Annotated in this window: 25 protein-coding genes and 1 pseudogene; 13 read left to right on the forward strand and 13 right to left on the reverse strand. The window is 35.0% G+C overall.

Annotated features, from left to right (window positions below; genetic code table 11):
* Positions 1-3: 3 nt before the first annotated feature.
* From flgD to flgB, 3 genes are read right to left on the reverse strand one after another with little or no spacing between them, the layout of a single operon-like run.
* Positions 4-684 carry a flagellar hook assembly protein FlgD gene (gene flgD / locus J3U00_RS08900; RefSeq protein ID WP_370632648.1) on the reverse strand — a complete coding sequence of 227 codons (681 nt, stop codon included), beginning with the start codon at positions 682-684 and terminating at the stop codon, positions 4-6.
* A 52-nt stretch (positions 685-736) separates the two neighbouring features.
* Entirely contained in the window at positions 737-1,144 is a 408-nt protein-coding gene (flgC, locus tag J3U00_RS08905) for a flagellar basal body rod protein FlgC (RefSeq protein ID WP_416379908.1), read from the reverse strand.
* A 2-nt stretch (positions 1,145-1,146) separates the two neighbouring features.
* Entirely contained in the window at positions 1,147-1,551 is a 405-nt protein-coding gene (gene flgB / locus J3U00_RS08910) for a flagellar basal body rod protein FlgB (protein ID WP_267332184.1), read from the reverse strand.
* 222 nt (positions 1,552-1,773) lie between these two features.
* Between flgB and flgA the strand changes: the two genes are divergently transcribed.
* The 5 genes from flgA (at position 1,774) to flhA (ending at position 6,552) form a co-directional block, all read left to right on the forward strand.
* Complete coding sequence (gene flgA / locus J3U00_RS08915) at positions 1,774-2,364, forward strand: flagellar basal body P-ring formation chaperone FlgA (protein WP_065562521.1); 591 nt, start codon at positions 1,774-1,776, stop codon at positions 2,362-2,364.
* A gap of 78 nt (positions 2,365-2,442) precedes the next feature.
* Complete coding sequence (gene flgM / locus J3U00_RS08920) at positions 2,443-2,730, forward strand: flagellar biosynthesis anti-sigma factor FlgM (RefSeq protein WP_065562520.1); 288 nt, start codon at positions 2,443-2,445, stop codon at positions 2,728-2,730.
* 22 nt (positions 2,731-2,752) lie between these two features.
* Positions 2,753-3,187 (forward strand): flagella synthesis protein FlgN, encoded by a 435-nt coding sequence (locus tag J3U00_RS08925; protein WP_267332185.1) that lies wholly within the window; start codon positions 2,753-2,755, stop codon positions 3,185-3,187.
* A 137-nt stretch (positions 3,188-3,324) separates the two neighbouring features.
* On the forward strand, positions 3,325-4,455 hold the full coding sequence (gene flhB / locus J3U00_RS08930) for a flagellar biosynthesis protein FlhB (RefSeq protein WP_267332186.1): 1,131 nt from the start codon (positions 3,325-3,327) through the stop codon (positions 4,453-4,455).
* Between the two features lie 15 nt (positions 4,456-4,470).
* The gene (gene flhA / locus J3U00_RS08935; protein ID WP_416379907.1) at positions 4,471-6,552 is read left to right on the forward strand and encodes a flagellar biosynthesis protein FlhA; all 2,082 of its coding nucleotides are present in this window, start codon (positions 4,471-4,473) and stop codon (positions 6,550-6,552) included.
* A 29-nt stretch (positions 6,553-6,581) separates the two neighbouring features.
* Here flhA and J3U00_RS08940 read toward each other — a convergent pair whose 3' ends face one another.
* From J3U00_RS08940 to J3U00_RS08950, 3 genes are all read right to left on the reverse strand, one after another.
* Positions 6,582-7,967 carry an NCS1 family transporter gene (locus tag J3U00_RS08940; protein WP_267332188.1) on the reverse strand — a complete coding sequence of 462 codons (1,386 nt, stop codon included), beginning with the start codon at positions 7,965-7,967 and terminating at the stop codon, positions 6,582-6,584.
* Between the two features lie 42 nt (positions 7,968-8,009).
* The gene (allB, locus tag J3U00_RS08945) at positions 8,010-9,377 is read right to left on the reverse strand and encodes an allantoinase AllB (protein ID WP_267332189.1); all 1,368 of its coding nucleotides are present in this window, start codon (positions 9,375-9,377) and stop codon (positions 8,010-8,012) included.
* Positions 9,378-9,709: 332 nt separating this feature from the next.
* On the reverse strand, positions 9,710-10,345 hold the full coding sequence (locus tag J3U00_RS08950) for an NAD(P)-dependent oxidoreductase (protein ID WP_065562515.1): 636 nt from the start codon (positions 10,343-10,345) through the stop codon (positions 9,710-9,712).
* Positions 10,346-10,522: 177 nt separating this feature from the next.
* Here J3U00_RS08950 and J3U00_RS08955 point away from each other — a divergent pair, with 177 nt between their 5' ends.
* Positions 10,523-10,858, forward strand: a complete 336-nt coding sequence (locus J3U00_RS08955; RefSeq protein WP_267332190.1) for a winged helix-turn-helix transcriptional regulator — start codon at positions 10,523-10,525, stop codon at positions 10,856-10,858.
* A gap of 63 nt (positions 10,859-10,921) precedes the next feature.
* Here J3U00_RS08955 and J3U00_RS08960 read toward each other — a convergent pair whose 3' ends face one another.
* The gene (locus J3U00_RS08960; protein ID WP_267332191.1) at positions 10,922-11,452 is read right to left on the reverse strand and encodes a hypothetical protein; all 531 of its coding nucleotides are present in this window, start codon (positions 11,450-11,452) and stop codon (positions 10,922-10,924) included.
* 197 nt (positions 11,453-11,649) lie between these two features.
* Between J3U00_RS08960 and treR the strand changes: the two genes are divergently transcribed.
* The 3 genes from treR to treC all read left to right on the forward strand — a co-directional run bounded on the left by treR (position 11,650) and on the right by treC (position 15,942).
* Positions 11,650-12,606 carry a trehalose operon repressor TreR gene (treR, locus tag J3U00_RS08965; RefSeq protein WP_267332192.1) on the forward strand — a complete coding sequence of 319 codons (957 nt, stop codon included), beginning with the start codon at positions 11,650-11,652 and terminating at the stop codon, positions 12,604-12,606.
* Between the two features lie 162 nt (positions 12,607-12,768).
* Positions 12,769-14,196, forward strand: a complete 1,428-nt coding sequence (gene treB, locus J3U00_RS08970) for a PTS trehalose transporter subunit IIBC (protein WP_267332193.1) — start codon at positions 12,769-12,771, stop codon at positions 14,194-14,196.
* A gap of 75 nt (positions 14,197-14,271) precedes the next feature.
* A complete protein-coding gene (treC, locus tag J3U00_RS08975) occupies positions 14,272-15,942 on the forward strand; it encodes an alpha,alpha-phosphotrehalase (RefSeq protein ID WP_267332194.1) in 1,671 nt (556 codons plus the stop codon).
* Between the two features lie 332 nt (positions 15,943-16,274).
* On the opposite strand, the gene J3U00_RS08980 is transcribed toward treC, so the two are convergent.
* Together J3U00_RS08980 and J3U00_RS08985 are read right to left on the reverse strand one after the other, a co-directional pair.
* A complete protein-coding gene (locus J3U00_RS08980) occupies positions 16,275-17,048 on the reverse strand; it encodes a hypothetical protein (protein WP_267332195.1) in 774 nt (257 codons plus the stop codon).
* Between the two features lie 176 nt (positions 17,049-17,224).
* Positions 17,225-17,920, reverse strand: coding sequence for a hypothetical protein (locus J3U00_RS08985; RefSeq protein WP_267332196.1), 696 nt, complete (start codon positions 17,918-17,920; stop codon positions 17,225-17,227).
* 149 nt (positions 17,921-18,069) lie between these two features.
* Between J3U00_RS08985 and J3U00_RS08990 the strand changes: the two genes are divergently transcribed.
* A complete protein-coding gene (locus tag J3U00_RS08990) occupies positions 18,070-18,558 on the forward strand; it encodes a JAB domain-containing protein (protein WP_267332197.1) in 489 nt (162 codons plus the stop codon).
* Between the two features lie 7 nt (positions 18,559-18,565).
* Positions 18,566-18,748, forward strand: coding sequence for a hypothetical protein (locus tag J3U00_RS08995; protein ID WP_267332198.1), 183 nt, complete (start codon positions 18,566-18,568; stop codon positions 18,746-18,748).
* A gap of 49 nt (positions 18,749-18,797) precedes the next feature.
* On the opposite strand, the gene J3U00_RS09000 is transcribed toward J3U00_RS08995, so the two are convergent.
* Positions 18,798-20,201, reverse strand: a complete 1,404-nt coding sequence (locus tag J3U00_RS09000; RefSeq protein ID WP_267332199.1) for a ParB N-terminal domain-containing protein — start codon at positions 20,199-20,201, stop codon at positions 18,798-18,800.
* A 189-nt stretch (positions 20,202-20,390) separates the two neighbouring features.
* Between J3U00_RS09000 and J3U00_RS09005 the strand changes: the two genes are divergently transcribed.
* Complete coding sequence (locus J3U00_RS09005) at positions 20,391-21,257, forward strand: DNA adenine methylase (protein ID WP_267332200.1); 867 nt, start codon at positions 20,391-20,393, stop codon at positions 21,255-21,257.
* Between the two features lie 423 nt (positions 21,258-21,680).
* Here J3U00_RS09005 and J3U00_RS09010 read toward each other — a convergent pair.
* The 3 genes and pseudogenes from J3U00_RS09010 to J3U00_RS09020 form a co-directional block, all read right to left on the reverse strand.
* Positions 21,681-22,508 (reverse strand): annotated as a pseudogene (locus J3U00_RS09010) (gamma-glutamyltransferase family protein); the annotation flags it as partial.
* Positions 22,509-22,773: 265 nt separating this feature from the next.
* On the reverse strand, positions 22,774-23,640 hold the full coding sequence (pdxY, locus tag J3U00_RS09015) for a pyridoxal kinase PdxY (protein ID WP_267332202.1): 867 nt from the start codon (positions 23,638-23,640) through the stop codon (positions 22,774-22,776).
* 12 nt (positions 23,641-23,652) lie between these two features.
* Positions 23,653-24,930 (reverse strand): MFS transporter, encoded by a 1,278-nt coding sequence (locus J3U00_RS09020; RefSeq protein ID WP_267332203.1) that lies wholly within the window; start codon positions 24,928-24,930, stop codon positions 23,653-23,655.
* Positions 24,931-25,270: 340 nt separating this feature from the next.
* On the opposite strand from J3U00_RS09020, the gene sat reads away from it, so the two are divergent.
* The gene (gene sat / locus J3U00_RS09025) at positions 25,271-26,431 is read left to right on the forward strand and encodes a sulfate adenylyltransferase (protein ID WP_267332204.1); all 1,161 of its coding nucleotides are present in this window, start codon (positions 25,271-25,273) and stop codon (positions 26,429-26,431) included.
* The last annotated feature ends 19 nt before the right edge of the window (positions 26,432-26,450 follow it).

A 26,450-nucleotide genomic window follows, 5' to 3' on the forward strand; every position in this document is an offset into this window, starting at 1 on the left:
CCTTTAAAGAATTTGACGTACTTCGTCAATACTAATTGAACCAAGTATCCCTAAATCAAGTAATACTTTATTATTAACTTTGCTATTAATTACTCCGTAAACAACAGAGTAAGCTAATGGTGTTGATGTGACTTTTTGCCCCTCGTAAGTAGCATTAACTGAAAACGTGTAGCTACCATCTGGAGCTAAAGTTCCATCGTTAAGTTCTCCATCCCAAGTAAAAGAGCTAACACCAGCAGGGATGGATCCAAGATCGACTTCTCGTACAACATTACCATTTTCATCTTTTATGGTGATAACAACCGAATCAGCATCACGCATAAGTTCAAAACCAAACGGCGTAGTAATGGTCTCTTTATCACTTTTTGAACCATCTATTTCTGAAGTTGCGACTAATATTTTATTACCAGGAACCATAACGCCTTTACCAATCATATTGCTCGCATTGACAGATAAACTATCGTCAATCTGGCCTGAAACCATACCTAACGTTGTATTAAGTCGTTCAATGCCTGCTAGCGTATTAATTTGCGCCAATTGCGAGGTTAACTGACTATTATCCATTGGATTAGTTGGATCTTGATTCTTCATTTGGGCAATAAGTAATGTTAAAAAGTTATCTTGTAATTCCTGACTAGAATTACCATCAGATGAACCTTTCCTCACTGCTTGTGGACTAGCCATATTTGACGATTCTGAAACTGGTACATTCGAAATACCCATGAATTAAGCCCCTTTATTGCCCTAAGGTAAGTGTTTTAAGCATTAAGCTTTTTACGGTATTAATGACTTCCACATTTGCTTGGTAGCTACGAGATGCTGAAATGGTATTGACCATCTCTGCCACTACATCTACATTAGGTTTTTGAATGTAACCTTTCTCATCAGCTAAAGGGTGCTTAGGGTCATAGACTAAATTCATTGGTGATGGGTCTTCGATGACCTCAGATACTTTTACTCCAGCTATGCTATTAGGATAATTGTTATCATCGACTTGGAAAATAACTTGTTTAGCTCGATAAGCTTGACCTGAAGTACTTGTAACACTATCAGCATTTGCTAAATTACTCGCACTAACATTCATTCGTTGAGTTTGTGCTATTAAGGCAGAACCAGAGATAGAAAAAATAGAGAAGCTCATAATGGTTATCCTTGCTGTAATACGGATACTACATTTTTAAATTGTTCACCTAAAAATGTTAAATTACTTTGATAATGGATACTGTTATCCATAAAAGCTGTTCTTTCTTGATCCATTTCAACAGTATTACCATCAGCAGATGATTGATAAGGAATACGATACAGAATTTGATAATCAGCTGAGCCGATGGTTTGGATATGCTTTGCTGATGTTATATTAAGTTTTATATTATTAAGCGTATGTTGATTATTGATAGCTTTTTTTAATTCAATATTAAAATCAATATCTCTAGCTTGATAATTAGGCGTATCACTATTGGCAATATTGGTCGCAAGTATATTTTGTCGTTTTTCACGAACATTTAATGCTTGTTGATGAAAGTTAACAAAAGTATCTAATTTATTTAGCATAAAATCATCTCATCTTTTTTTATGTAGAGAATTTTAAGCAAATCAAAAAAAAATCATCGTATAAATAACGATAAAAATTGCCCTTATTTCAACATTCAATAAATTAGCTGATAAAGTAAAATTTAGTTACCAATAATGTTGTGAACAAATATGTCTCAGTTTATAAAATATATAAGCCTTTTAGGTGTGTTGTGTAGCTCAAAAATAGCTTTGGCTAACTCAATGGAAAAACAGATTAGCAATCTAATCTATCAACAAATTAGCGAAGCTAATATTGATAATATTGCTATTGATTACCTCACTTTGAAACCTCAGTTAAATTGTGATTCACCAACATTTGCGATTTTAAATAAAAATAAGCAGTGGGGTAATTTAACTATTACTGCTAAATGTGAAAACATTACTAAATATATTCAAGTTTATGTTGCTGTTACTGGGAGTTATGTTATGGCGAATCAGCCGATAAGTGCAGGAACATTAATGACAGAGCAGCAAGTGAAAATGCAATCTGGGCGGTTAGATAAATTACCACCTGCTGTAATTTTGAATAAATCAGAGGTTATCAATCATATTGCTTTAAGAAATATTAATAATGGTGAGCCTATTAAAAATTCAATGTTACAGAAAAATTGGCATGTTAAAGCAGGTCAAACAGTAAAAGTAATTGTTAATGGTGAGGGATATTCAATTGCTGCTAATGGCAAAACACTAAGCAATGGTGCCTTGGGTGAATTAATAAATATCAAACTTAATACAGGCAATATTGTTCAGGGTGTTGTTACAGAAAAAGGTATCACAATTTTAAACAAATAAAATTAATGATTTTCTGATTTTTGCCGATAATTAGATTAAACCTCCCCTATAAACCTCAACGTTAATTGAAGGAATTTTATGAGTATAGATGCAACAAAAATGGTTACCGCCGTATCAGGGGTACTTAATCGTATAAATGAGCAAAATAAAAAAACTAATGCATCTGTGCAAAACTCAAGTAACTTAACGTTAAATGTTAAGTTAAGCCAAAATACTATAGCAATGTTGCATTCAACTGAAAATGATATCGATATTAGTAAAATTGAAAAGATAAAACAGGCCATTACTGAAGGTAGATTAGTGATCAATCCAAATAAAATTGCCGATGAAATTATTAAGCAAACTTTTGAAAATATTGAAATCTAATTGATTTTGAAGGAATGTCGTCATGTTAGAATTAGATAACATTTTTAATAATGTAACAGTTATGTTACAAGCCCTGTCAGATATTTTAGAAGCTGAACAACAAATATTATTTAAAAATAATTCAGTAAATCAATTGAGTGAGATTATAAACCAAAAAAGCCAATTACTCATTGAGTTAAAATTACTGGATGAAAAAAGACTAAAAGTTAGTCAGCAATGCAATATTCAGTCACCTTATAGTGAAAAACAAGAGTTAGCATTAAAATGGCAAGCTATCACAAAAATGACTCAGCGATTAGCTCAAATCAATCGGGAAAACGGAGTGCTTATTCAAAACCGAATGAACGTAACGCAACATTCAATAAATTATTTGAAAGGCATGAATAATCCTGCTGTTTATACCCATAATGGTTATCAACAACCAGAAACTATTTCATCTAAACGCGCTAAAGTTTAATCATTTTGAAGTTGTTTCACGGTAAACGAGATAAATAACTATTAAATTAGGGTCTTATTAAGCCAATAACTTTCTCAAGTTGCGTTCATACTGTGCTGTAAACGGTAATTAGGCAATAAAATTGATTTAATTAAGATATGGCTGATGATAGTGATCTAGATAAAAGCGAACAACCCACCGATAGCAAATTAAAAAAAGCCAAGGAAAAGGGACAAATCCCACGATCTCGCGAGTTAACATCGTTAATTATTTTGTTGGTTAGTATCCTATTATTTTGGATGATGGGTAGTAATTTTGTTGCTAATTTAAAAACAATTATTCAACACGCTATGTTGGTTGCATACCGAACAGATGATGATAAACAAATTATTTTCAATTTAATTAATTTATTAACCGCTGGATTTTGGTCGATTTTACCTATTTTTTTCGGATTAGTCATTATTGCCATCATTGCACCTATGGGAGTTGGTGGTTTACTTTTTAGTTTGCAATCAATTAAACCCAATTTTGGTAAATTGAATCCGATTAGCGGATTTAAAAGAATGTTTAGTATTCGAATTTTTTCAGAGTTATTTAAAAGCCTGCTTAAAGTTGTTTTAATCGGTTTTGCCGTGACATTGTTTCTAATCAATCAATTTCCAAATATGCTTTCGCTGCCAAATATGTATTTAAATAGTGCATTATCTAACGTTATGCAACTGCTTATTTATTCAGGAATATTAACTATTTTAGCTTTAATTCCTATGGTTGGATTTGATATTTTTTATCAAATCTGGAGTAATTTAAAAAAATTAAGAATGTCTAAACAAGAGATTAAAGACGAGTTCAAGGAGCAAGAAGGTAATCCACAAATTAAAGGCCGCATTCGCCAGATGCAACAAGCAATAGCAAGACGTCGAATGATGAAAGATGTACCAAAAGCCAATGTTATTATCACTAACCCAACTCATTATGCTGTTGCACTACAATATGATGATAAAACTATGTCTGCCCCTAAACTGATAGCTAAAGGTACCGACAATATCGCTATCAAAATTAAAGAAATTGCCCAAGAGCACCGCATTCCACAATTAGAGGCTCCTCCTCTCGCTCGGGCTTTATATCGCTATGGTGAAATAGGACAAACCATTCCAGCCGAACTCTATGCTGCCGTTGCGCAAATTTTAGCCTGGGTTTATCAATTAAAACGTTGGCATAAACATGGTGGTGATAAGCCTCAAAAACCAACGAATATACCGATCCCTGAATCTTTATCCGTGAATGAGTAAAAGTAAATCTCTATGATGAAATCAAAATTAGCCAATTTATTATCAGTAAATCTATCAAAAAGTGGTCACTATCGAATTTTAACAGGGCCAATGCTTATTTTATTGATTCTTTCAATGATGGTATTACCTTTACCTGCATTTATATTGGATCTGTTTTTTACTTTTAATATTGCATTATCAATTATAATTTTGATTGTTGCCTTGTTTACTAAGCGGGTTTTAGATTTTGCAGCGTTTCCTACAGTTCTGCTTTTTGCAACGTTATTACGACTATCTCTAAATGTTGCTTCAACTCGGGTTGTACTGTTAAAAGGTCATACTGGTAGTGATGCAGCAGGTAAAGTTATTGAGGCTTTTGGGCATTTTTTAGTGGGCGGTAATTTCGCTATTGGTATTGTTGTCTTTATTATTTTAGTGATTATCAACTTCATGGTAATCACTAAAGGTGCTGGTAGGATAGCTGAAGTTGGTGCTCGCTTTGCGTTGGATGGTATGCCGGGTAAACAGATGGCAATTGATGCTGATCTCAATGCTGGATTAATTGGTGAAGATGAAGCCAAAGCACGGCGTGCGGAAGTTACACAAGAAGCCGATTTTTATGGCTCAATGGATGGTGCAAGTAAGTTTGTACGTGGTGACGCCATCGCTGGATTACTAATTATGGCCATAACCATTGTTGGTGGATTATTAGTTGGGGTAATGCAGCATGGTATGACATTTTCAGATGCGAGTAAAACCTATGTATTATTGACTATTGGTGATGGTCTAGTTGCACAAATTCCCTCACTGATTATTTCTACCGCTGCGGGTGTAATTGTGACTCGGGTTACCTCACAAGAAAACATTAGCGATCAAATGCTCAAACAGTTATTTAATAATCCTCAAGTATTAATATTAACTGCGGTTGTTATTGGTTTGCTTGGACTTATTCCAGGGATGCCAAATTTAGTATTTTTAATGTTTACTGCGGTATTATCAGTAATTTCTTGGTGGTTAACCAAACAAAAGAAAGTTGAAAAAACAGTTGCTACTCCACCAAAAAGTGTTGTAGCGCCAACAAATGTTGACGCTTCATGGTCTGATGTCAATATTGAAGATATCTTAGCGATGGAAGTTGGATACGGGCTCATTCCTATGGTTGATCAAAACCAAAATGGTGAATTACTTGGTCGAATTCGTAGTTTGCGTAAAAAGTTTGCGCAAACATTAGGTTTTTTACCGCCTCAAGTTCATATTTGCGATAATCTCTCGTTATCACCTTATCAATATAAAATTTTTATAAAAGGTGGTGAAATTGGTCAAGGCGAAATAATGAATAATAAATGGTTAGCGATCAACCCCGGCACAGTAACCGAAACTATCGAAGGCATTGAAACTATTGAGCCAGCTTTTGGTTTACCTGCTGTTTGGATAGATGAAAATGACAAAGAAAATGCACAAATATTGGGTTACACTGTTGTTGATACTAGTACCATGATTGCCACCCATTTCAATCATTTGTTACATCAATTTGCCAGTGATTTATTGGGACGATTAGAGACACAAGAATTATTGGATCGAATAAAGCAGGATATTCCTAAATTAGTCGAAGATTTTATTCCTGACGTAGTGCCTTTAACTACTTTTCATAAAATTCTACAAAACTTACTTTCTGAAAAAGTGTCGATTCGTGATATGCGCACAATTATTGAGACGATTTGTGAACAGGCACCAAATCAAAATGATGCCTATCATTTACTCAGTATTGTTAGAATAGCGCTAGGGCGTGTGATTACCCAACAATGGTTTCCTGGGACGGAACCGATAAGAGTAATTGGATTAAATATTGATTTAGAAAGAATATTACTGCAAGCTTTGCAAAATACTAGTAATGTTGAACCGGGACTAGCAGAACATATTCTTCAACAACTCAAACAAGCATTAAATCAGCAAGATGCAATGGGAGCGCCGCCTGTTTTATTGGTTAATCACACATTAAGAGCTATGCTCTCCCAGTTTTTAAGACCTAATTTTCCTCAATTAGCCGTGTTATCTAATTTAGAAATACCTGATAACCGAAAGATCCAAGTGACATATCAAATTGGCAGTGAATTATGATAAATTTACTGCACAATATTGATCGTCATTTAATCTATTTTTTCAAATATTGTCCCTTTTTTGAAAGGTGAGTTTTTAAATGAGAATTTGGTGAGCAATATATAACTTATACCACCAACAACAAAGCCGACAATCCATGTTAAGCTCACTTCATAAAATGCAGCTGCTGATCCAATAAGCATCGCTAGAATAGCAGCGGGGTTAAATCCAGCAAATTGACCGTTGTTATCATATAGTGTATTTACATCAATTTTTTGGCGACGTAACAGATAGTATTCCACCAACAAAATTGCCACAATTGGTCCCAAAAATGCGGAGTAAATTAGAATAAATAAACCTAATCCTTTTGCTGAGGTATCCTGAACAAGAACCCAAGGAAAAGAAGCGATAGCTAATAATCCTGTAATGGTTACTGCTACTTTATATTTAGCTTTTGTTAATAACGTAATTACGTAAGCTGGTGGGATGATATTAGCAACGATATTTACAGCAATGGTGCCTAATACAATAAAGGATGATACCACGATGGTGATATATGGATTATTTACTACAATCGCAAATGCTTTAACTGGATTAGAGTTACCTGTGACTGAAGCCAACATCACACCAATGGTAATAATAAAACCGTAAGCAACAAAAATTGGTAGAAAATAGAGGAGCCCTCTTTTTCTATCACTAAAGCCAGCTTTTAGTTCTCGTGAGTAATCAGCTGCGCTAAGAAAAATTGCGGCGTAATTACCTAAAAACATCATAATGAAGCCACAGAATGGTAATCCCCAAGTCCCTTCGGTATTTACCCATTTGTCTATAATAATCTCTTGATGATTATTGAGTAATATAATAAAGACATAAATTAACGCACAAAGAATAACAATTGAAATTAACGTTTCTACCCATTTTATTGCATGGAATCCATATAGCGATAAAGCGATTTGGAAAAATTGTAAAATAAGAAAACAGATAAATATATTATTAAAACCATCATTAGATAATATTCTAATAATTTCATTGAGCGCAGTTGCACCTATCCAACTTTGAAATCCATACCAAACAATAGCAGGAATACCGCGGAGTAATGAAGAAATAATAGCGCCTTTTATACCAAATGACATGCGAAGTTGTACCACATAAGGAATACCTGTGCGATATCCTAAGCGATCATTAAAAACAAAAATTGTCGTGATAATCAATATTGCAATTAATGTTGCGGCAAAAGTTTGGAAAATATTCATGGTGGCAACACCAGCTACAACTAAGCTTGCACCTAAGGTCATATTACCCAAATTCATGCCATCGCCAATCCACATAAAAGAATAGGCTAAAGGATTCATAGTTCGATCTTTGCTAGATTTGGGTAATAAAGAACTATCAATCTGCATCGATGTATTTGGTGATTGTGCTGTATTATTCTTCATGACTTTCCTTCCCTACTTATTTCTGTCGTTTCAATTCCATTATTAACGCCGAATAAATTCACCTCTTGGTGTTGAATTAATACCGGCATTAATTTGATAAATAGTTTTGCCTCGTAATAATGTTTGAACCACTTGTGCACCAATTTGTCGTCCTACATAAGGACTAAATTTATTACGATATTCGAGATCTTGCTCTTTTAATACATAGCTAGAATGAGGTTTAATAAAGATGATGTCAGCATCTTTACCTACTTGAATTGAACCTTTAGTTGGTAAGTTATATCTTTCAGCTGGGTTTTTAGCGATGATATCGGCAAATTGTTTTAATGACATACCCCGTTTTTGTACGGCTTCATCAAACATAATATCTACATTATTTTGAACACCAGAAATTCCGCCCCAAGCATCAAAGGCATTGGCTTTGTCTTTTAAATCGTAAGTACATGGTGAATGGTCAGACACCGCAGTGATGATGTGGCCAGCAAATAGATATTTCCATAATCCTTCTTGAGCTTGCTGATCACGGATTGGTGGTGAACATTTTGCAATTGGTCCAATAGCATCCAATTGGTCTGTAGTAAAATAGAGGTAATGGATACAGGTTTCGCACGTCACATTAATGCCTTCTTGACGAGCTTTGATAACCTCTTCAACTCCTTCTGGACAAGCGACATGGCATATATGAATTGGGCACCCAGTTTGTTTAGCGAAAAAGATTGCTCGACGAATTGCTTCAACCTCAGTAAATGCAGGACGGGTTGCTACATATTGTGATAATTTACTTTCGCCTCGTGCTTTAGCTTGTTGTCCTAAAATATCAGTAATTGCAGCATTTTCTGCATGAATAGCTAGCACTTTACCGGTTTTAGAAATTTGGCGCATTCCTTCCCATAATGCGTAATCATTTACATTGGCAAAATCACCGTCAAGGTTTGGATCACCACAGGTTGCCATAAAACATTTAAATGCCGCGACACCTTCTTCGACTTGTTCTGCAATACCATTATTGGTAAGGTTATAAGGAACTAATCCACCATAAGAAGCAACATCGACATAAAGTTTTCCTTCACCAGCAGCATATTTGGTGCGAAGAGTTTCGCCACTAGTAGTCGCCGGGAGTTGGTTCAGAGGCATTTCAACAAAGGTTGTTACGCCCCCTTTTGCACATGCCTTTGTTCCTGTGATGTAGCCTTCCCACTCATGACGAACACCACCAGGTTCACTAATATGAACATGAATATCAACCATTCCGGGACTAACAATTAAGCCATTAGCATCAATAATTTCATCGGCTTGCACTAAATTAGGGCCAATTGCTGCAATTTTGCCATTTTTTATTGCAATATCGGTATAAGTTTCGCCAGATTCGAGAATGACAAGACCATTTTTAATAATGAGATCGTACTGCATAATAATTTTCCCAACTAAATTGATTACAAATTAGACACATAATCATTCATATTATCAGTATTATTTGTTTTATCAAATTTTCATAATAATCTTTATATTTATGCAATAAACGTGCCACTAAATCAAAAAGTAAGTCATAACTGACATGATTTTGTTTTCTTTAAGTGGAATTGCACTAAAATGATCCATTTATATCTGTTTGACTCATTGTTTTGCACTATTTTGGGGGATTAGATAGGAAAATCGAATAAAACATTAGAAAGATTAGATTATGTGCCTTACATTAAAGTTAACCTTTGGGTTATCGCTACTAATGTAAGGCCTTGAAAATATTATTTAGTAGCTACAGTAAAACGTTGTTTAATGTGTTTTGCATTCTCCGCTTCATCGATCATCGCGATTGCATAGTCAGCATAGCTAATTTGACTTTTCCCTTGGCTATTAACCAAAATTTGCTCGCCACCAACAATATAATGACCAGTTCTTGGTCCGTCAGCAATAAACTCAATTGCTGGGCTTAGATAGGTCCAATTTACATCATTACAAGTTCTTAATTGATCTAAAGCTTTTGCCATGTTATTGGCTAATGGTTTAAATTCATCTGGGAAATCCGGAGAGTCAACTAAACGAATAGTATGCTCAGGATTGACATATAAACTACCTGCACCGCCAACAACTAATAAACGATTAGGTTTACCGCTTAAAATATCAGTTAAGTGTTTTAAGCTAGTTTGATGTTGTGGAAGGGTTTCTGGTGTCCATGCTGCAAAAGCATCAATAATGACATCAAAAGGTTTCAAATCTTCATAAGTTAGATCAAACAGATCTTTAACTAGAATTTTTGCCTTAGGGTCAACATGAGCGTTGGGATTACGAACAATCGCCGTTACATCATGTCCACGCGCAATTGCTTCTTTAACTATCAGACTACCTGACTTACCACTAGCACCAATAACCGCAATTTTCATTTTTTACTCCTTTATTAATTTATAAGTATTGTTTGATTCAGGTTTTAAACTGGAAAAATCTTTTAACAATTTGATATTTTTAGGTTAATATTCTAAGTATCTATTGTAAAGTAGGTACCAAGCAGTAATATAGTTACCGAAATGATACTATTATTGAATTTAAAGGATTTTTAACTAATGTCACTCAACGTAATTTTACCTCCTTGCCCTGTCGAAATTACCCTTATGTTAATGGGTGATAAATGGAAAGTCTTAATCGTTCGTGATTTATTAACAGGTACAAAACGCTTTGGAGAATTAAAAAAATCACTAAACGGTATATCTCAAAAAGTCTTAACCGAACATCTAAGAACAATGGAAAAAAACGGCTTAATCAGCCGCAAAGTCTATGCCCAAGTACCACCTAAAGTGGAATACACATTGACCGATGTCGGGCAAAGTTTAAAACAAGTGCATGATGCTATGTTAGCGTGGGGAAGTGCTTATAAATCAAAACAAAGTGCTAATAAATAGGTTTATACATAAGTAATGTTAGTAAACTAATAGCATGATCTTCATTAAGCAAAAAAATTATGGCTAATTAGCCTCAAATTTAGAACATATGAAATAAAATTCATCCGGCTTTGAATCTTTATCCTGACCAATAACGATTGTATCTGGGTAGAGATTATTGTCGGTAATCGGGGTAATTTCCTTTCGGAATATGTCGGTATCATCCAAAGGAATGGGTTCTTCACAGCTGCGTAATATAGGGTTAACCTCAGTCAATTTAGCGAACTTGTACATATCACCTTTGGCTTTAGCATAAAAAGATGTGACAAAATTATCGCTTTCATAACGAATCATATTAACCCATACATTCTTAACTTTAATAGGTTGCCCAAAATAGTATTCGATTTCATTTATACTATCATGTTTTTTTATAGTAATTTTTTGTTTTGCAAGTTCAGCAATGATCTTTTTATCTTCTATGGCAAAAGGCTTTGACTGACATAATAAAGCTGATCTAAATTGTTCTGTTATATTCTTCGTGTCATCACTAGACGCATAGCCAGATAAACTCAAAAAAAATAGCGTGTAACCTAAAAGTAAATATGATTTTTTCATAATTCATTGTCTATATAAGGTTATTAATGCTTTGTTGATTCAGTTAAGTTTTATTTCTCTATAAAATCTCAATCCAATTATAAATGAAGAATAAGTAATAGTTAATAATTTTGATATTAACTTACTAGCCACCCTATCGCCATTTTGTTAAAACTATATTACTATGATTTAATTGATTTTCATTCTAAAAATTGATTATGAATAAGCCATCACCGAATTTAACCATTAAAGATATTGCCAAATTGAGCGGGGTAAGTAAATCCACTGTTTCGCGAGTTATTAATCACGACCCAATGGTGAAGGAATCGACACGTAACAAAGTGATGGCAATTGTTGAACAATATCAATTTACCCCATCCAAATCAGCTAGAGCAATGCGTGGTTATGGTAATAAAGTGATTGGTATAATTGTTACTCGCCTAGATTCCATATCCGAAAATCATGCAGTTAGAAACATGTTGCCTGTTTTTTATGCAAATGGGTATGATCCGATTATCATTGAGAGCCAATTTAGCCCGCAAAAAGTCGAAGAACACCTGACAATGTTAAAAGAAAAGCAAGCTGACGGTGTAGTGATTTTTGCTTTTACAGGATTGAATAGCTCTCGACTGGCATTTTGGCAAGATAAATGTGTGGTTATTGCTAGGCCTTTTTCTGATTATACTTGCATTTGTTATGATGATGTAGGGGCGGTAAACAAAGCATTAACCTATTTATATCAAAAGCATAAAAAAATTGGCTATATTGGTATTACTAAACAAGATCAGACTACTGGTGAATTACGCTACCAAGCGTACACTAATTTTTGTCATACTCATAAACTTAAGCCAAATGCGGTGCTTGGCAAATTAAGCTATTATTCTGGTTATGAGCTTGCCGAGTCAGTATTGGTTGATTCACCAACAGCAATCATTTGTGCTACCGATTCAATTGCTTTAGGCCTAAATAAGTTCTTATCTGAGAAAAATATCAATAATATTGTTGTTATTAGCATTGGTAGTAGTGAGCTGCTTAAATTTTTGTTTACCAAAACGATTACTGTCGATCTTGGTTTTGATAAAGCTGGTACTTATGCTGCAAACGAGTTATTGCAAATACTACAAAGTGGAGCAAAACCTAAAATTATTACGGTTCCTTCCCAAGTACTCATTTAACTATTTTTGAGTGATATATTGCCTAAAATTGTGAGGTTTATCACAAAAAGGGAACGTTCCCATTTATTTAAATAATAATTCAATTTATGCTTAATTGTTACCAAATTAGAGTCAAAATAATTAAAAAATTTTGGCTTAAATTGAAAATAAGGAGACTTAACAATGGCAAAAGCACCTAAAGTTTCAACAAAATCAATTATGCAATTGATTGAACTTGTTGGAGGAAAAGAAAACATTGCTAGTGTTACCCATTGTTTGACAAGATTAAGGTTTGCGCTTGCTAATCCCAAATTAGCCAATGTTGAAGCGATTGAAGGATTGTCTTTTGTCAAAGGATGCTTTAATAATGCCGGGCAGTTTCAGGTTATTATTGGAACGGATGTTGATAGTTATTACAAGTTATTGATTGAACAATTAAATATTGACGAAGCGACCAAAGAGCAAACAAAAGCCGCAGCTAAACAAAATATGTCATGGTTTGAACGGTTAATCTCAAATTTAGCTGAAATTTTTGTCCCATTATTACCCGCACTGATTGCTGGTGGCTTATTACTTGGCTTGCGTAATGTGATTGGTGACATGCCAACTATCAACGATAAACCGCTTACTGACACTTATACTTGGTTGGTACCTATTCATAGTTTTCTTTGGTTACCGTGTGAAGCGATTTTCAATTTTCTACCGGTAGCCATATGTTGGTCTACAGTCAAAAAAATGGGCGGTTCCCCTGTGTTAGGGATCGTTTTAGGGATAACATTGGTTTCCCCACAACTAATGACTGCTTATAATCTGGGGAAAATCGTTCCCGAAGTGTGGGATTTTGGTTGGTTTACTATTGCTAAAGTTGGTTATCAGGCACAAGTTATACCGTCAATTTTTGCCGGTTTAGCGTTAGGATGGATTGAAACTCGATTACGTAGAATTGTCCCTAATTACCTAACTTTAGTGATTGTCCCAATCGTATCACTACTATTAGCCGTCGTCCTTGCACATTTTCTTTTAGGACCAATCGGACGAATGTTAGGCAATGGTATTGCTTATGTGGTTAAATATTTAATGACTGGTGATTATGCCTTCATTGGCTCGGCAATTTTTGGATTCTTTTATGCTCCGTTGGTTATTACTGGAATTCACCATACTACATTAGCTATCGATATGCAGATGACAGAAAGTATGGGCGGTACACCGATTTGGCCAATCATTGCCTTATCTAATATTGCTCAAGCCTCAGCCGTTGTTGGCATCATTCTAATCAGTAAAAAACATAATGAGCGCGAAGTTTCCATACCTGCGGCAATATCAGGTTACCTAGGTGTAACTGAACCAGCTATGTACGGCATCAATTTACGCTATAAATTCCCAATGTTCTGCGCCATGATTGGAGCGGCTAGTGCTGGATTAATCTGTGGTTTATATGGTGTGTTATCAAATGGTATTGGTGTCGGCGGATTACCTGGCATCTTATCGATTCAACCCGTTTATTGGGGAATTTATGCCTTAGCTATGTTGGTGGCAATAGTTGTGCCAATTATTTTAACAGCAGCTGTTTATAAATTGAAATTGAAAAAAGGCACATTAGAGATTCGCTAAACACGATTTAATAACCGTTAACCATTCGATTACTGAATGGTTAATTCATGTCAGATTAAAAATTAAGAGCAAACAATGAATACGAACGAAATCCCTTGGTGGCAAAATGGTACTATTTATCAAATCTATCCCAAAAGCTTTCAAGCCAGTGGTGCGAGTTCAACGGGGGATTTATTAGGCATTATCAGCCGATTAGATTATCTGAAAAATCTGGGCATTAGTGCGATTTGGTTAACGCCAATTTATCCCTCTCCGCAAGTTGATAATGGTTATGATGTATCAGATTATTATGATATCGATCCAGCTTATGGCACGATGCATGACTTTGAATTATTGGTTAAGCAAGCACATGAACGTGATATCCGGATTATGATGGATATGGTCTTTAACCACACTTCAACAGAGCATCCATGGTTTAAATCCGCCTTAGATAAAACCAGCCCTTTTCGATCGTTTTATATTTGGAAAGACGCCAAAGCTGACGGCTCAGAACCTAATAATTGGCGGTCAAAATTTGGTGGCAAAGCCTGGCAGTGGCATGAGCAATCCAAACAATACTATTTACACCTGTTTGCAAAACAGCAAGCCGATCTCAATTGGGAAAATCCAACCGTTCGCCAAGAGATTAAAAATGTCTGTCAATTTTGGGCGGATAAAGGCGTCGATGCATTAAGGCTTGATGTGATTAATTTGATCTCTAAACAGCAAGACTTTCCAGATGACATGAATGGTGACGGGCGAAAATATTATACGGACGGCCCGAAAATACACGAATTTTTACAAGAGCTAAGCCGAGATGTTTTTCAACCTAATGACTTAAAAACCGTGGGCGAAATGTCGTCCACTACGCTTGAAAACTGTCAAAAATATGCCGCATTGGATGGCAAAGAGTTGACCATGACGTTTAATTTTCATCATTTAAAAATTGATTATCCAAATGGAGAAAAATGGACGCTAGCTAAGCCTGATTTACTTGAACTCAAAAAGATACTTGGCTATTGGCAAGTGGGTATGCACGGTAAGGCATGGAATGCGATTTTCTGGTGTAATCACGATCAACCTCGCATTGTGTCACGTTTAGGTAATGAAGACCAATACCATAGCGAATCAGCCAAAATGCTAGCGATGATTCTTTATGGACTACAAGGCACGCCGTATCTTTATCAAGGTGAAGAGATCGGGATGACCAATCCCCATTTTACCGATATTTCGCAATATAAAGATGTGGAAAGTATCAATGCTTATCAAGAAAAAATTGCCGAAGGTGTGTCAGAGTCTGATATGTTAGCGATTCTTGCTAGTAAATCACGGGACAATAGCCGAACACCAATGCAATGGGACAACACCGCCAACGCCGGATTTAGTCAAGGTAAACCTTGGATTGAGGTGGCAAACAATTACCCGAAAATCAATGTTAAAGCAGCGCTTGATGATCCCAATTCAATCTTTTATTGCTATCAAACCTTAATCAAATTACGCAAAACATACCCGATCTTTATTTTCGGTGACTATCAAGATCTAACGCCTGATAATGCTGATTGCTGGTGCTATGTCAGACATTGGAATAATCAAACGTTACTTGTGATAGCCAATCTGACCGAAAATAGGGTTAAATGGCAAATACCTAAAGCATTAGAAAATAGTCATTGGCAAAGATTGCTAGGTAATTATGAAAACCAAACTGTATTAAAGCCAGAAATGGAGTTGCAACCTTATGAGGCTATGTATTGGTTGCATCTATTATAATTTATACATCGAAAAAGAGGGAATGATTCAAAATAAATCTCTTGAATTAAATGGTTTGGTAGATAAATAGTGTAGTGTTTGTTATAAAAATAAACACTTATACTCTTATTGCTTAGAGATTGATAATAATGATTACAATCTACTTATAAGCTGATTATTTTTTAATATTTAATGTCAATTATAAAAAATACCCCTGCATATTAATTAAAATTTGTAATAATTTAGATCAACTACTTTTGATACAGCTTACTTATTAGCAAAATAAATTAATCAGTGTAAATATTAAAACGGTATAGACTCCTCAATATTTTTTACAAATAGAATAGTTTGGGTTAGTTGTGTTTTTCCTTATTTCTGTCATCGTGGTGATTGTTTCTAAGACAAAACAACATATAAAGAATAATTGCGCCAATAATGTTTAAAAGATAACCCCAACAAACAATAATAAACCATTCTATACCAATCAATGGCAAAGCAATGGGTAATACAGTTGTAGCTATTAATAAATAAAAAATTGAAAAAAACGTTATATAATTAAGCAGTTTGTTGAAATAACAGAATTTTTTACTCATTAAAAAATGAGTGAACATAAATTTGCGTTTATTTGATTTATCTTCTTTATCAATAAAAAACAGAATGATTTTTTTAATTATTTTTAATATAAAAATAAATACAGCACCAATTAAATTGATAAATGAATAAAACAATATTGGTAAAGTAACAACCAAGCAAAATAAGAAATCAGTATCTCCTGTACAATAGATACAAAGGAACAAAAGAAATAAATGACCTAGTGCATATAAAAATAAACTAAAAAAAGTTATCGAAGTATGATCATTTTGATTCATATCACTTTGGGGAATAAATATTTGCACAATAACACGAAAAAAAACGTATAACGATATAACTATACAAACAATATTTAGAACTAAAATCAGTAAAGTACCACAAAATAACAATATTCCCTTATTAAATACTAGCAAAGCATATGGGGCTTCTAATAATATTCGAATAGCGTGCATTACTGTAAAACAAATTAGTGATAACTTCAGTAAATCATTTGAATTGAAGATTAAATAATTTTGTCTATCCCTTTCCATTTCCATTATTCCTTAATTTTATGAAGTACTTTATGCATATTACTCATTATCATTGATAATGTGTTACTTAAGTATGATTATTTACATTAAAGTAGCATACACATCTCAATAATTTTAACATTAGAATCATTGATGCCAATGTTAAAATTTAATTCACTAATCTGTAAAAAAATCACATCAGTTTATATGCCTAACCAAATTTGCCGATAACGTTGGCGTCGCTTTACTCGGCAATAATTCGCCAATATGGAAAACCCTTGCTTTTCCATTATCCATAGAAAACAGGACTTCCATTTAGCGGCGGTATTGGAGTTAATCCCTAATTGCTGATTAGCGGTTTTGAGGGTTTCACCTTGTAGCAATAAGTCAACAAAAGGCAACCACAGTTCGCAATGAGATAAATGATTTAATTGATATTTTTTGAGCGGATTAAACGTACGTCGACAGCTTCGGCAACGAAAATTAAGGCGGTGACCAATACGAACCGTCAGAGGTGATTCGCAATAATCGCAAGGCATGACGGTTGTACTGAGCAAATCTTTAAGCCATGATTTAAATGCTTGCGCTTGCTGACTGACCTGGTCAGGGGTGGTTTTCTCAAGGTTTAATACCGCTTGATAAAGGTCAGGCTCATGCTGTTCCAGCAATTGGCGAATAACATTATCCCGTCTACGAGCTGATCGTGGTGACAGGTTGAACTGAGCTGCAATAAAACTGTGGGGCTGAGCCGTTAATGTGTACGGAGCAATATCAATCAGCAATAATGTCGGTTTAAGGCGCTGGTATAAAGGATTTGCTGCAACGAAATTGGGCAACTGTTGCAAAAATCGCTCAGCAGCAGGCTGTTGCTTACTCGGTAAAATTGCATGATACATCATTACGCTCCTTATAACGGTATAGACTCCTCAATAATTTTCACAAACACTATAGCCTAAAAAGTAAACTCTTGGAATTGTTTAATTAACAACTGCCCAGCCTAAACAGAATATGCTATATTATTTTTTAACTGATTTTACAAGGCGATAAGATGGGTATAAAACTCACCAAGCATGACGAAGGCACGGACGATGTGTATAGCATTATGCAACGCGTGTTATTGCGTGATAACCAAATCGACCAAGAAAAAGAACATCTTTGGATGATTGGCATGAATCAAGCTGGTTATATTCTGTACATCGAACTGATTGCGCTTGGCGGTTATAAATCGGTCGATGTTGAACCGATGAATGTATTTCGTGTTGCGGTAATGAAAAACGCCTCACGCGTGATATTAGTTCACAACCATCCGTCAGGATCGCTGACGCCGTCGGATGCCGATAAAGATATCACCGATCGCCTCATTCAAGTTGGCCGTATTCTAAATATCGATCTAATCGACCACCTAATCATCACCCCAAAATCCTATATTAGTTTTCGCAGAGCTAAACTTATGGACGAGTTAGAACCAAGCCTAAAATATGTTCCAACTTATCAAGTGGTTGAACGTATTCGTAAAAGAAGAAAAGTTAATTTCTAAAGAGAAGTTGGCGGTTGAAAGGGATAAGACAAAAACAGCTCAACAAAAAGCTAAAGAAAAACAAGAACGCCTAGAAAAACTTGAACTCGCTACCGCAACCGCACTCTTAGACAAAGGTGTATCAATTCAAGATATTGCGAAGATTATGGATATTATTGTTAAAAGGGTTGATTGGGAAAATAAAGATTAATTAATTCAATTTTTATTTCCCAAAAATAAAAAAACTATCAATCGTTAAATTATGTATTTTTTGAACAACACATCTCAACAAGTGGTTCAGTAATTATCCAAACAGCTTGCAGAATATTCTTATCAGGTAATGTATATTCTCCATGAGCATATCTATTTAGAGAATCAAGACTATTCCAATCAGAATTATTTTTAGATATAAAACGAGTAAGGTCAGCTAGATAAGCTGGATTTTGAAACCATGAGCTTTGTTTGGTTAATGCTGATAAGTTATCTGATAAATTTTTGACTCGCCCATTATTTTCATTAATGCATCGATCCTTTTTATTATTTATATCAAATACTCTAACAGTAGTTAATTCTAAAATCGTTCTAAGCAATAATGCACTGGCTGTTTTATGCATATCCAATATCATACCTTGAGCCTCCTCAATTAAAATATCTAATTTCTGAAGCCCTGTTTGATATTGTTTTTCTGGTGGAATAAGCATTTTAGCAGTTTTCTTATTTCTCTTTTTTGATTTTGATTTAACATCAGAACTTGTATTTATTGGAGGAGTATAATCAACAGGTTCATCACTTTCTTCATCTGAAATTTGCTCAAAAATACTTTGAATATATCTTTCAATTTCTATGGTTTTGTTTAATTTTCGAGAATCAATTTTTTTGTTAAGGATATCAATTATAAAATTACGAAGTAAATAATCAAATTTATACTTCGATATTGTTGTTTGTAATTTTCCTCTTTCTATTTTGAAACCTGTCAAACTTTTAAAAAATGATGAGTTAACTAACCTAGACATAATTGAAATACTAAACTTTGCATTTAAAGCTCTATCTTCAATATCAGTTGGAAGACTTAATTCAGTAAAATATCTCTCCAAATAATATTCCTGAACAGAATCTTGAATTTCTGACGGTTTAACATTAAAACGGGCAGCAATTTCTTCAATAGATTCATTACTATTTACTCCCACGCTGGCAATGAACTGATTTTTTTGTTGTCGATTCCATTGTAACTTCCCTTCGGCATGAAGTTCAAATAACACATTTTGAACCTCTTTACGTGAGGGAGCCACATACACATCAATTTTTTCGATCTTATCCTGACCCAATTTATTTTTTAATCTTTCCAATTTTCGCTTCTTAGACGCAGAAGGAACGAGAGATGGATCTAGTAAACATTTAAGCGCAGATACTCTTCGATTTCCCTCAACAACAACATAACTTCCATTTTCCTTAACCACATAAATAGGATCATGGCTAATAAAGCCCTTATCAACTATTTTTTCAGCTAATCTATCAACTTTCTCATATTCAAATAAATATGATAAAATATCTTTTGTTGTTCTTGTTGAAACATAAGTGGGTATACGTGGATTTTCTTTGTCAAGTTTAAGATTAGATACTGATAAAGATAACCTAGCCCAAGAACTGTAATTGATTCTTCCCATACATTTATCCTAAAATTTATTAATTAATTGTTATATCTCTTTTTACTTACAATCATATATAATATAAGGATATAATGTATTGGAATAAAAGTATCTAAAAAATTTATAGTTTTTAATCAATTCTATAAGAAATACTTAATACATATTGTTTGAACAAGGCAAAACGTGCTTAATTTTGTGAGAATTAGAATGGTATCGAGTTTATCGCCACTACGTTACCCTGGTGGGAAAAAACAATTAGAAAAATTTATTGTTGAGCTTTTCGCTTTACAAGAAATGGAAAATATTACTTATATTGAGCCTTTTGCCGGTGGATCAGGTCTTGCTCTTTCTTTACTTGAAAAGGGAGTTGTAAATAAGTTGATTCTTAATGATTATGATGTAGCTATTTATGCATTTTGGCATTCAGTTTTGAATAATCATGACGCTTTTATAAGAAAAATTGAAGATACATCAATCACAATTGATGAGTGGGAAAGGCAAAAACAAATTTACTCACAACGCGATAATATTGATATGCTAACTCTAGGATTTTCAACATTTTTCCTAAATAGGACAAATCGCTCAGGAATTATTAAAGCTGGTGCAATTGGTGGACGGCAGCAGTTAGGTAACTATAAAATAGACTGTCGTTTTAATAAAATAGCTTTGATAAAAAAAATAGAAAAAATAGCGTCTTTCAAGAAAAAAATAAAGCTTACAAATTTAGATGCAACCGTCTTCATCAAAAAAGTGGTAAAAAAAATACCCACTGAGAAAGCATTTATCTTTTTTGATCCCCCTTATTTTAAACAAGGTAAAGATTTATATACTAACTTCTATGAAGAAAATGATCACGCCTGTTTATTTAAAGCTATTGATAAACTAAAAAAATATAAATGGATTGTAACTTATGATGATGCAGAGCAAATTCGGCAATTATACCAAAAATATTCTGGTTTCTTATATTCTTTAAATTATAGCTTGGCCCAAAAAAAGAAAGCTCAAGAATTAATGTTTTATAGTCAAAATGTGATAAATATCTTAAGAACAGAAATAACAAAAACTGAAATATAAGAATTACAATATTCTGTAAAAATACCCATTTATTAACCTTTGCTCCTAACTCATGCTATTAGCATATAGATGAACTAAAAAAACTAAATCTCTTAAATAACCCGCCCTTACGCACCACGTGAAATGGAACTGGGAGCCAGAGGGTTTCGTTGTAAACCCTCGGTCGCCTGAGCATCGAATGTTATAAATTCATCCGCACTTTTAGAGGCGACAAAAGTGTCTGGAACATTTTTGAACAACGGCTTGCCCGTTGGTCCGAAGGGTGAGTCGCAGGAAGCGACGAAAAAACTATACAACCATAATAAAACCTTGCAAATATCTTTGCTGTAACCTACCCATTTAAATCAAAATGCCTTAAACTTTAATACTTGGTTTTTCAAAGGGAATAATAATGCAAAATGATTTAATTTCGCCGGTGTTACACAGCGATTTTATATCAAAATTATTGAGTATATTTAGAATCTCTAACGATGCCATACCTTGTGTATTGGGTGGTAGATTATAGGCGGTATATTCTCGATAATTAACATGGATCGGGGCTACCCATGTAGCACGATGCTTAGCAAAATCATCTAAAGTTAACACACCACCATGGCTTTGCAGATCGTTGACAATATTTTTGGCAATATCACCCTGATAAAATTCCTTAGCGCCTTTATTTGCTATGGTTTTTAATGTGTTAGCTAAATCGGGTTGTTTAAGGATTTCGCCGATTTGGTAAGCTTGCCCATCGTTTTTTAAGAATACTTTTTTAAATTCCGAAAAACGCTGTAACTCCCGAAACTCTTTGTCTTTTGGATCAATATTGATTGTTGTCCAATAATTTAAGCTAGGTGAAACCGAAAATCCATGTTCGGCATAATCAATTGCTGATGCGAATAACGTGCGCCACGGTAGTGCATTTTTCATATTTTTGGATGCATATTGGTACGCCTCATCCCAACCGGAAACCACCCCTGGAACGGTATTGGCTGCCAGATAACCTCGTGAGGGAATTTTATGGAAACCTTGATTTTTATAATAGTCTATCGTGGCTAAACTACCAGAACGACCGCTGGCATTTAGCCCTTTTAGTTCTTTGGTTTTAGCGTTGTAGACTAACCAAAAGTTATCGCCACCTATGGTGTTCATTTGAGGATAAACAACAGCAAGCGTTGAGGCTACGGCAATCGCTGCATCAACCGCATTGCCTCCTTTACGTAATATATCAATTCCAGCTTGAGTCGCTAAATAATTGGGGGACGTTACCATGACATTGGTAGTTATCGGGTTAAGACAACGGGAAGGGGTATCACAGTACTTTCCTGTCTCTGATAGCGGTATATCAGCAGCACCAGATAAAGGATTAATAAGCAATAAACTTAATAATATTGGGTGTCTTTTCCACATTTTAGTCGTTCCTCAATTGTTAACAGTAACATTTTGAGGAATGCATTTTCTATGCCAAGAATAAACTAATTAAATTTTGCAGCTAAAATGATTATGACCAATGACAATAATACCGATCTTAATTGCCTTATAATGCAAGCGGTGTTCCGCGATACTGCAAATCCGGCTGTTTAATCCATTGTTGAGCATCAATAATCGCGAGCTCTCGGGCATTTTGTTGTTTGGTGATATCAAGTACGTGATTGGCGGCATTGGCGGCGAGTTCAAAGGCGGTTAGTTGGGATTGTCCATTCACTAAATGGGCAGTAAACAGACTACAAATTAAATCGCCCACGCCCAATGGACGGTGTGGAAAATCATATAATGGTCGAGCCAGATGATAGCTTTGCGATGGTGTGGCTAAAATCATTTCAAATAATTCCGTCGTTTTACCGGCATGCAGCAGATTTTTAACCAATATGGCTTGAATCGGCTTATTTTGCAGTGTTTTTATGGCGTTAAGCACATCGTTAAAGGTTTTGATTTCCAGATTCGATAATATCTGTAATTCCAATAAATTTGGCGTGATATAGTCAGCGTATTTGATTGCTTGCTTAGTGAAGAAATCAATAATATTTTGTGGCAGAGAGCTGCCTTTATTGATGTCGCCCCCCATAACCGGATCGCAAATATAAATTGCATTAGGATTATAAAATTTAATCTTTTTTACGGCTTCAAGGATTTCTTCACCTTGTTCGGCAAGTCCAATATAGCCCGAAATAATGGCGTCAATGGATGACAATACGCCAATTTTTTCTAAACTATTGACGATTCGAGTGATTTGCTGAGCGCCCAGCACAATGCCGTCATAATGTGGATAAACCGTATTACTCGATAACTGAACGGTGTGTATTGGCATCACTTCGACACCTTGTAATTGCATCGCTAGCGTCGCCACTTTATTACCGGCATAACCATAAACAACATTGGACTGAATTGATAAAACGGTTTTCATATATTGACCTTATTATTCATCATAATAACGATATTTGCTTAACAAGTAGATGCAGATAATGGATATCAGTGCTAAACCGCAATAAAACAAGGCTAAGGGTAACCAAAAACTTTTGAAGGTATAAATAACATAACCACCTATCATCGGAATTAAGCTACCAAAAATAGCCGCACACCCTTGATAACTCATTGATAACCCAGTATAGCGCATTCTGGCAGGGAAAATACGACTTAAATACCCAGCTATTACACTATAAAAGCCGCTGTAACAAATCACATTTAACGAAATCCCAATAATAAAACTGGTTTTTGTGCCTGAATTTATAATCGGGAATAACAAGAATACCGATGCCATTGCCAACATTGCTGTACAAATCAAAAAGCGTGTTGCCGAGAATTTTTCTGACCAATAAGAGATAAACGGTTGAGCAACAAAATGGACAATAGCGATCCAAAACAGTGCATCGACTATCACTGATTTTTCGACACCAAGTACCAAAGTAGTATAACCAATCATTAAGGTATTGGAAAAGATACCGCTAAATGACAGCACATTAGCACCAATCGCTAATATTAATAATGGCAATGCTTTTTTAAATACTTCAATAATCGGTGCTGACTCTTGCTTTAAGTCCGCTTGTTTTTTAGATGCTTCAACAAAAACCGGCGATTCGGTTAACGTCACTCTAGCAATAATGCCAATAATTAATAAAATAGCACTGGCTAAAAAAGGAATACGCCAATAACCACTATCAATCAGTTCATTAACAGGTAAACGAATAATATAAGAAAAAACCAGTAATGCTAAAATATTGCCTGCTGGGCTTCCCCACTGAGCAAAGGATGAAAAGAAGTTTTTCAACCCTTTCGGCGCATGTTCATTCGTCATCAACACGGCACCACCCCACTCACCACCAACGGCAACACCTTGTAAAATTCGCAATGCAACCAATAACGTTGGTGCCAAAATACCTGCTTGTTGATAAGACGGTAATAACCCAACAAAAGTGGTCGCCGTCCCCATTAAAAGCAAAGTGATAATAAGTGATTTTTTACGCCCTAAACGGTCACCAATATGCCCAAATAACATAGCACCTAAAGGACGGGATAAAAACCCCACGGCAAAAGCAGCAAAAGATCCTAAAATCTGCACGAATTGATTATCAGCAGGAAAAAATAGCTGACCAAAAATCAATACCGATGCTAACGCATAGATATAAAAATCATACCATTCAATAGTAGTACCAATAAAAGCAGCAAACGCCACTTTTTTTGCAGATGAATTTGACATAAGTAAACCTTGGGTAGAGGAATGTATGACTAATAATGAATAATAAAACTAGCACAAAGCTATCAACATCACAATTCGTTATCTGAAAAGAGATTAAAAATTATATATAGAAATTTAATAATATTTCTATTTTATTAAATACGTTCAACTTGATGTATGCGAATTAATTATAACACTTTAGCTTTGGGCTTCCGATAACTTTTATCTTATTGTAGTGATAACATCTTCCATCAACTTTGAATATGCACAAATCGCATAATGGTATATAAAATTGATATTTCCTTATTTATCGATAATCGCTTTTAATTAGATTTAATAAAAATATAGGTAAGGAATCATTATGGGATTGATCGCGCCTCATGCTAGTGACAGTTTACAACCTTTACAGGTTAATGACGATGAACGGCTAGCCCTGCAACAATATGCAAAAAATTTACCAGCCATTACCTTATCCAGTCGTGAAACTGGAGATTTAGTGATGTTAGGCATCGGGGGTTTTACACCTCTGTATGGCTTTATGCGAGAAGAGGACTGGCGTAGCGTTTGCGATAATATGCATTTAGCGAACGGGGTTTTTTGGCCAATTCCCATAACCGTATCTGTGACCGATGCTCAAGCTGATACCTTAAAATTAGGTGATGAAATCGCTTTAAAAACACCAGATGGGCAGATAATCGGTATTTTGAATGTGGATAGCATTTATCGTCCAGATAAACAATATGAAGCTAATCAGGTGTTTACAACGACAGATCCAAGCCATCCTGGTGTTGCAATGCTGATGGCTCAACCACCGGTTAATTTAGGTGGTAAAGTCCGGGTTCTCCACGATAATGGCTTTAAAGCACAATTTGGTCAATATGCTTTAACGCCACAACAGACACGGGAACGCTTTAATCAATTAGGTTGGAAAAAAATAGCGGCCTTTCAAACTCGTAATCCAATGCATCGCTCACACGAATATTTAGTTAAAACCGTGTTAGAACTTTTTGATGGTGTGCTTATCCATTCATTATTTGGTAACTTAAAACCCGGCGATGTACCGGCCAACATTCGTCTTAAAGCAATTAATAGTTTAATTCATAATTACTTTGTGCCAGATTCCGTTATTCATTCCGGTTACCCTTTAGATATGCGCTATGCTGGGCCGAAAGAGGCGTTACTACATGCCCTTTTTAGACAAAATTATGGTTGTAGTCATCTTATCGTCGGCCGCGATCATGCTGGGGTTGGGGATTTTTACTCACCGTTTGCTGCACAAGAGATCTTTAGCCATTTGCAAGACAACGATTTACTCATTAAGCCAATTAAAATTGATTGGACATTTTATTGCCATAAATGTGACGGTATGGCATCAACGAAAACCTGTCCACACGGTAGTGCTGATCACGTTCTTATTTCAGGCACGGAGGTCAGACGGCGTTTACAAGCCAAAGAGCCGATACCAGAAACATTTAGTCGGCCAGAAGTCGTTGCTGAGTTATATCAATGGGTAAATCAGTAATCAGCTAAATAGTTAATCA

It is taken from the genome of Gilliamella sp. B3127 (assembly GCF_026536935.1).
GTDB lineage: Bacteria > Pseudomonadota > Gammaproteobacteria > Enterobacterales > Orbaceae > Gilliamella > Gilliamella apicola_E.

Bases quoted from the DNA above. Each gene is read 5' to 3' on its own strand.
- flhA (WP_416379907.1), top strand. From the start codon at position 4,471: ATGAAATCAAAATTAGCCAATTTATTATCAGTAAATCTATCAAAAAGT.
- J3U00_RS09005 (WP_267332200.1), top strand. From the start codon at position 20,391: ATGGTATCGAGTTTATCGCCACTACGTTACCCTGGTGGGAAAAAACAA.
- allB (WP_267332189.1), bottom strand. From the start codon at position 9,377: ATGCAGTACGATCTCATTATTAAAAATGGTCTTGTCATTCTCGAATCT.
- J3U00_RS08950 (WP_065562515.1), bottom strand. From the start codon at position 10,345: ATGAAAATTGCGGTTATTGGTGCTAGTGGTAAGTCAGGTAGTCTGATA.
- flgA (WP_065562521.1), top strand. From the start codon at position 1,774: ATGGAAAAACAGATTAGCAATCTAATCTATCAACAAATTAGCGAAGCT.
- flgM (WP_065562520.1), top strand. From the start codon at position 2,443: ATGAGTATAGATGCAACAAAAATGGTTACCGCCGTATCAGGGGTACTT.
- J3U00_RS08985 (WP_267332196.1), bottom strand. From the start codon at position 17,920: ATGATGTATCATGCAATTTTACCGAGTAAGCAACAGCCTGCTGCTGAG.
- sat (WP_267332204.1), top strand. From the start codon at position 25,271: ATGGGATTGATCGCGCCTCATGCTAGTGACAGTTTACAACCTTTACAG.
- J3U00_RS08940 (WP_267332188.1), bottom strand. From the start codon at position 7,967: ATGAAGAATAATACAGCACAATCACCAAATACATCGATGCAGATTGAT.
- flhB (WP_267332186.1), top strand. From the start codon at position 3,325: ATGGCTGATGATAGTGATCTAGATAAAAGCGAACAACCCACCGATAGC.
- J3U00_RS08960 (WP_267332191.1), bottom strand. From the start codon at position 11,452: ATGAAAAAATCATATTTACTTTTAGGTTACACGCTATTTTTTTTGAGT.
- J3U00_RS08955 (WP_267332190.1), top strand. From the start codon at position 10,523: ATGTCACTCAACGTAATTTTACCTCCTTGCCCTGTCGAAATTACCCTT.
- J3U00_RS08980 (WP_267332195.1), bottom strand. From the start codon at position 17,048: ATGGAAATGGAAAGGGATAGACAAAATTATTTAATCTTCAATTCAAAT.
- J3U00_RS09020 (WP_267332203.1), bottom strand. From the start codon at position 24,930: ATGTCAAATTCATCTGCAAAAAAAGTGGCGTTTGCTGCTTTTATTGGT.
- treC (WP_267332194.1), top strand. From the start codon at position 14,272: ATGAATACGAACGAAATCCCTTGGTGGCAAAATGGTACTATTTATCAA.
- flgB (WP_267332184.1), bottom strand. From the start codon at position 1,551: ATGCTAAATAAATTAGATACTTTTGTTAACTTTCATCAACAAGCATTA.
- flgD (WP_370632648.1), bottom strand. From the start codon at position 684: ATGGCTAGTCCACAAGCAGTGAGGAAAGGTTCATCTGATGGTAATTCT.
- J3U00_RS08925 (WP_267332185.1), top strand. From the start codon at position 2,753: ATGTTAGAATTAGATAACATTTTTAATAATGTAACAGTTATGTTACAA.
- J3U00_RS09000 (WP_267332199.1), bottom strand. From the start codon at position 20,201: ATGGGAAGAATCAATTACAGTTCTTGGGCTAGGTTATCTTTATCAGTA.
- J3U00_RS08990 (WP_267332197.1), top strand. From the start codon at position 18,070: ATGGGTATAAAACTCACCAAGCATGACGAAGGCACGGACGATGTGTAT.
- treB (WP_267332193.1), top strand. From the start codon at position 12,769: ATGGCAAAAGCACCTAAAGTTTCAACAAAATCAATTATGCAATTGATT.
- treR (WP_267332192.1), top strand. From the start codon at position 11,650: ATGAATAAGCCATCACCGAATTTAACCATTAAAGATATTGCCAAATTG.
- pdxY (WP_267332202.1), bottom strand. From the start codon at position 23,640: ATGAAAACCGTTTTATCAATTCAGTCCAATGTTGTTTATGGTTATGCC.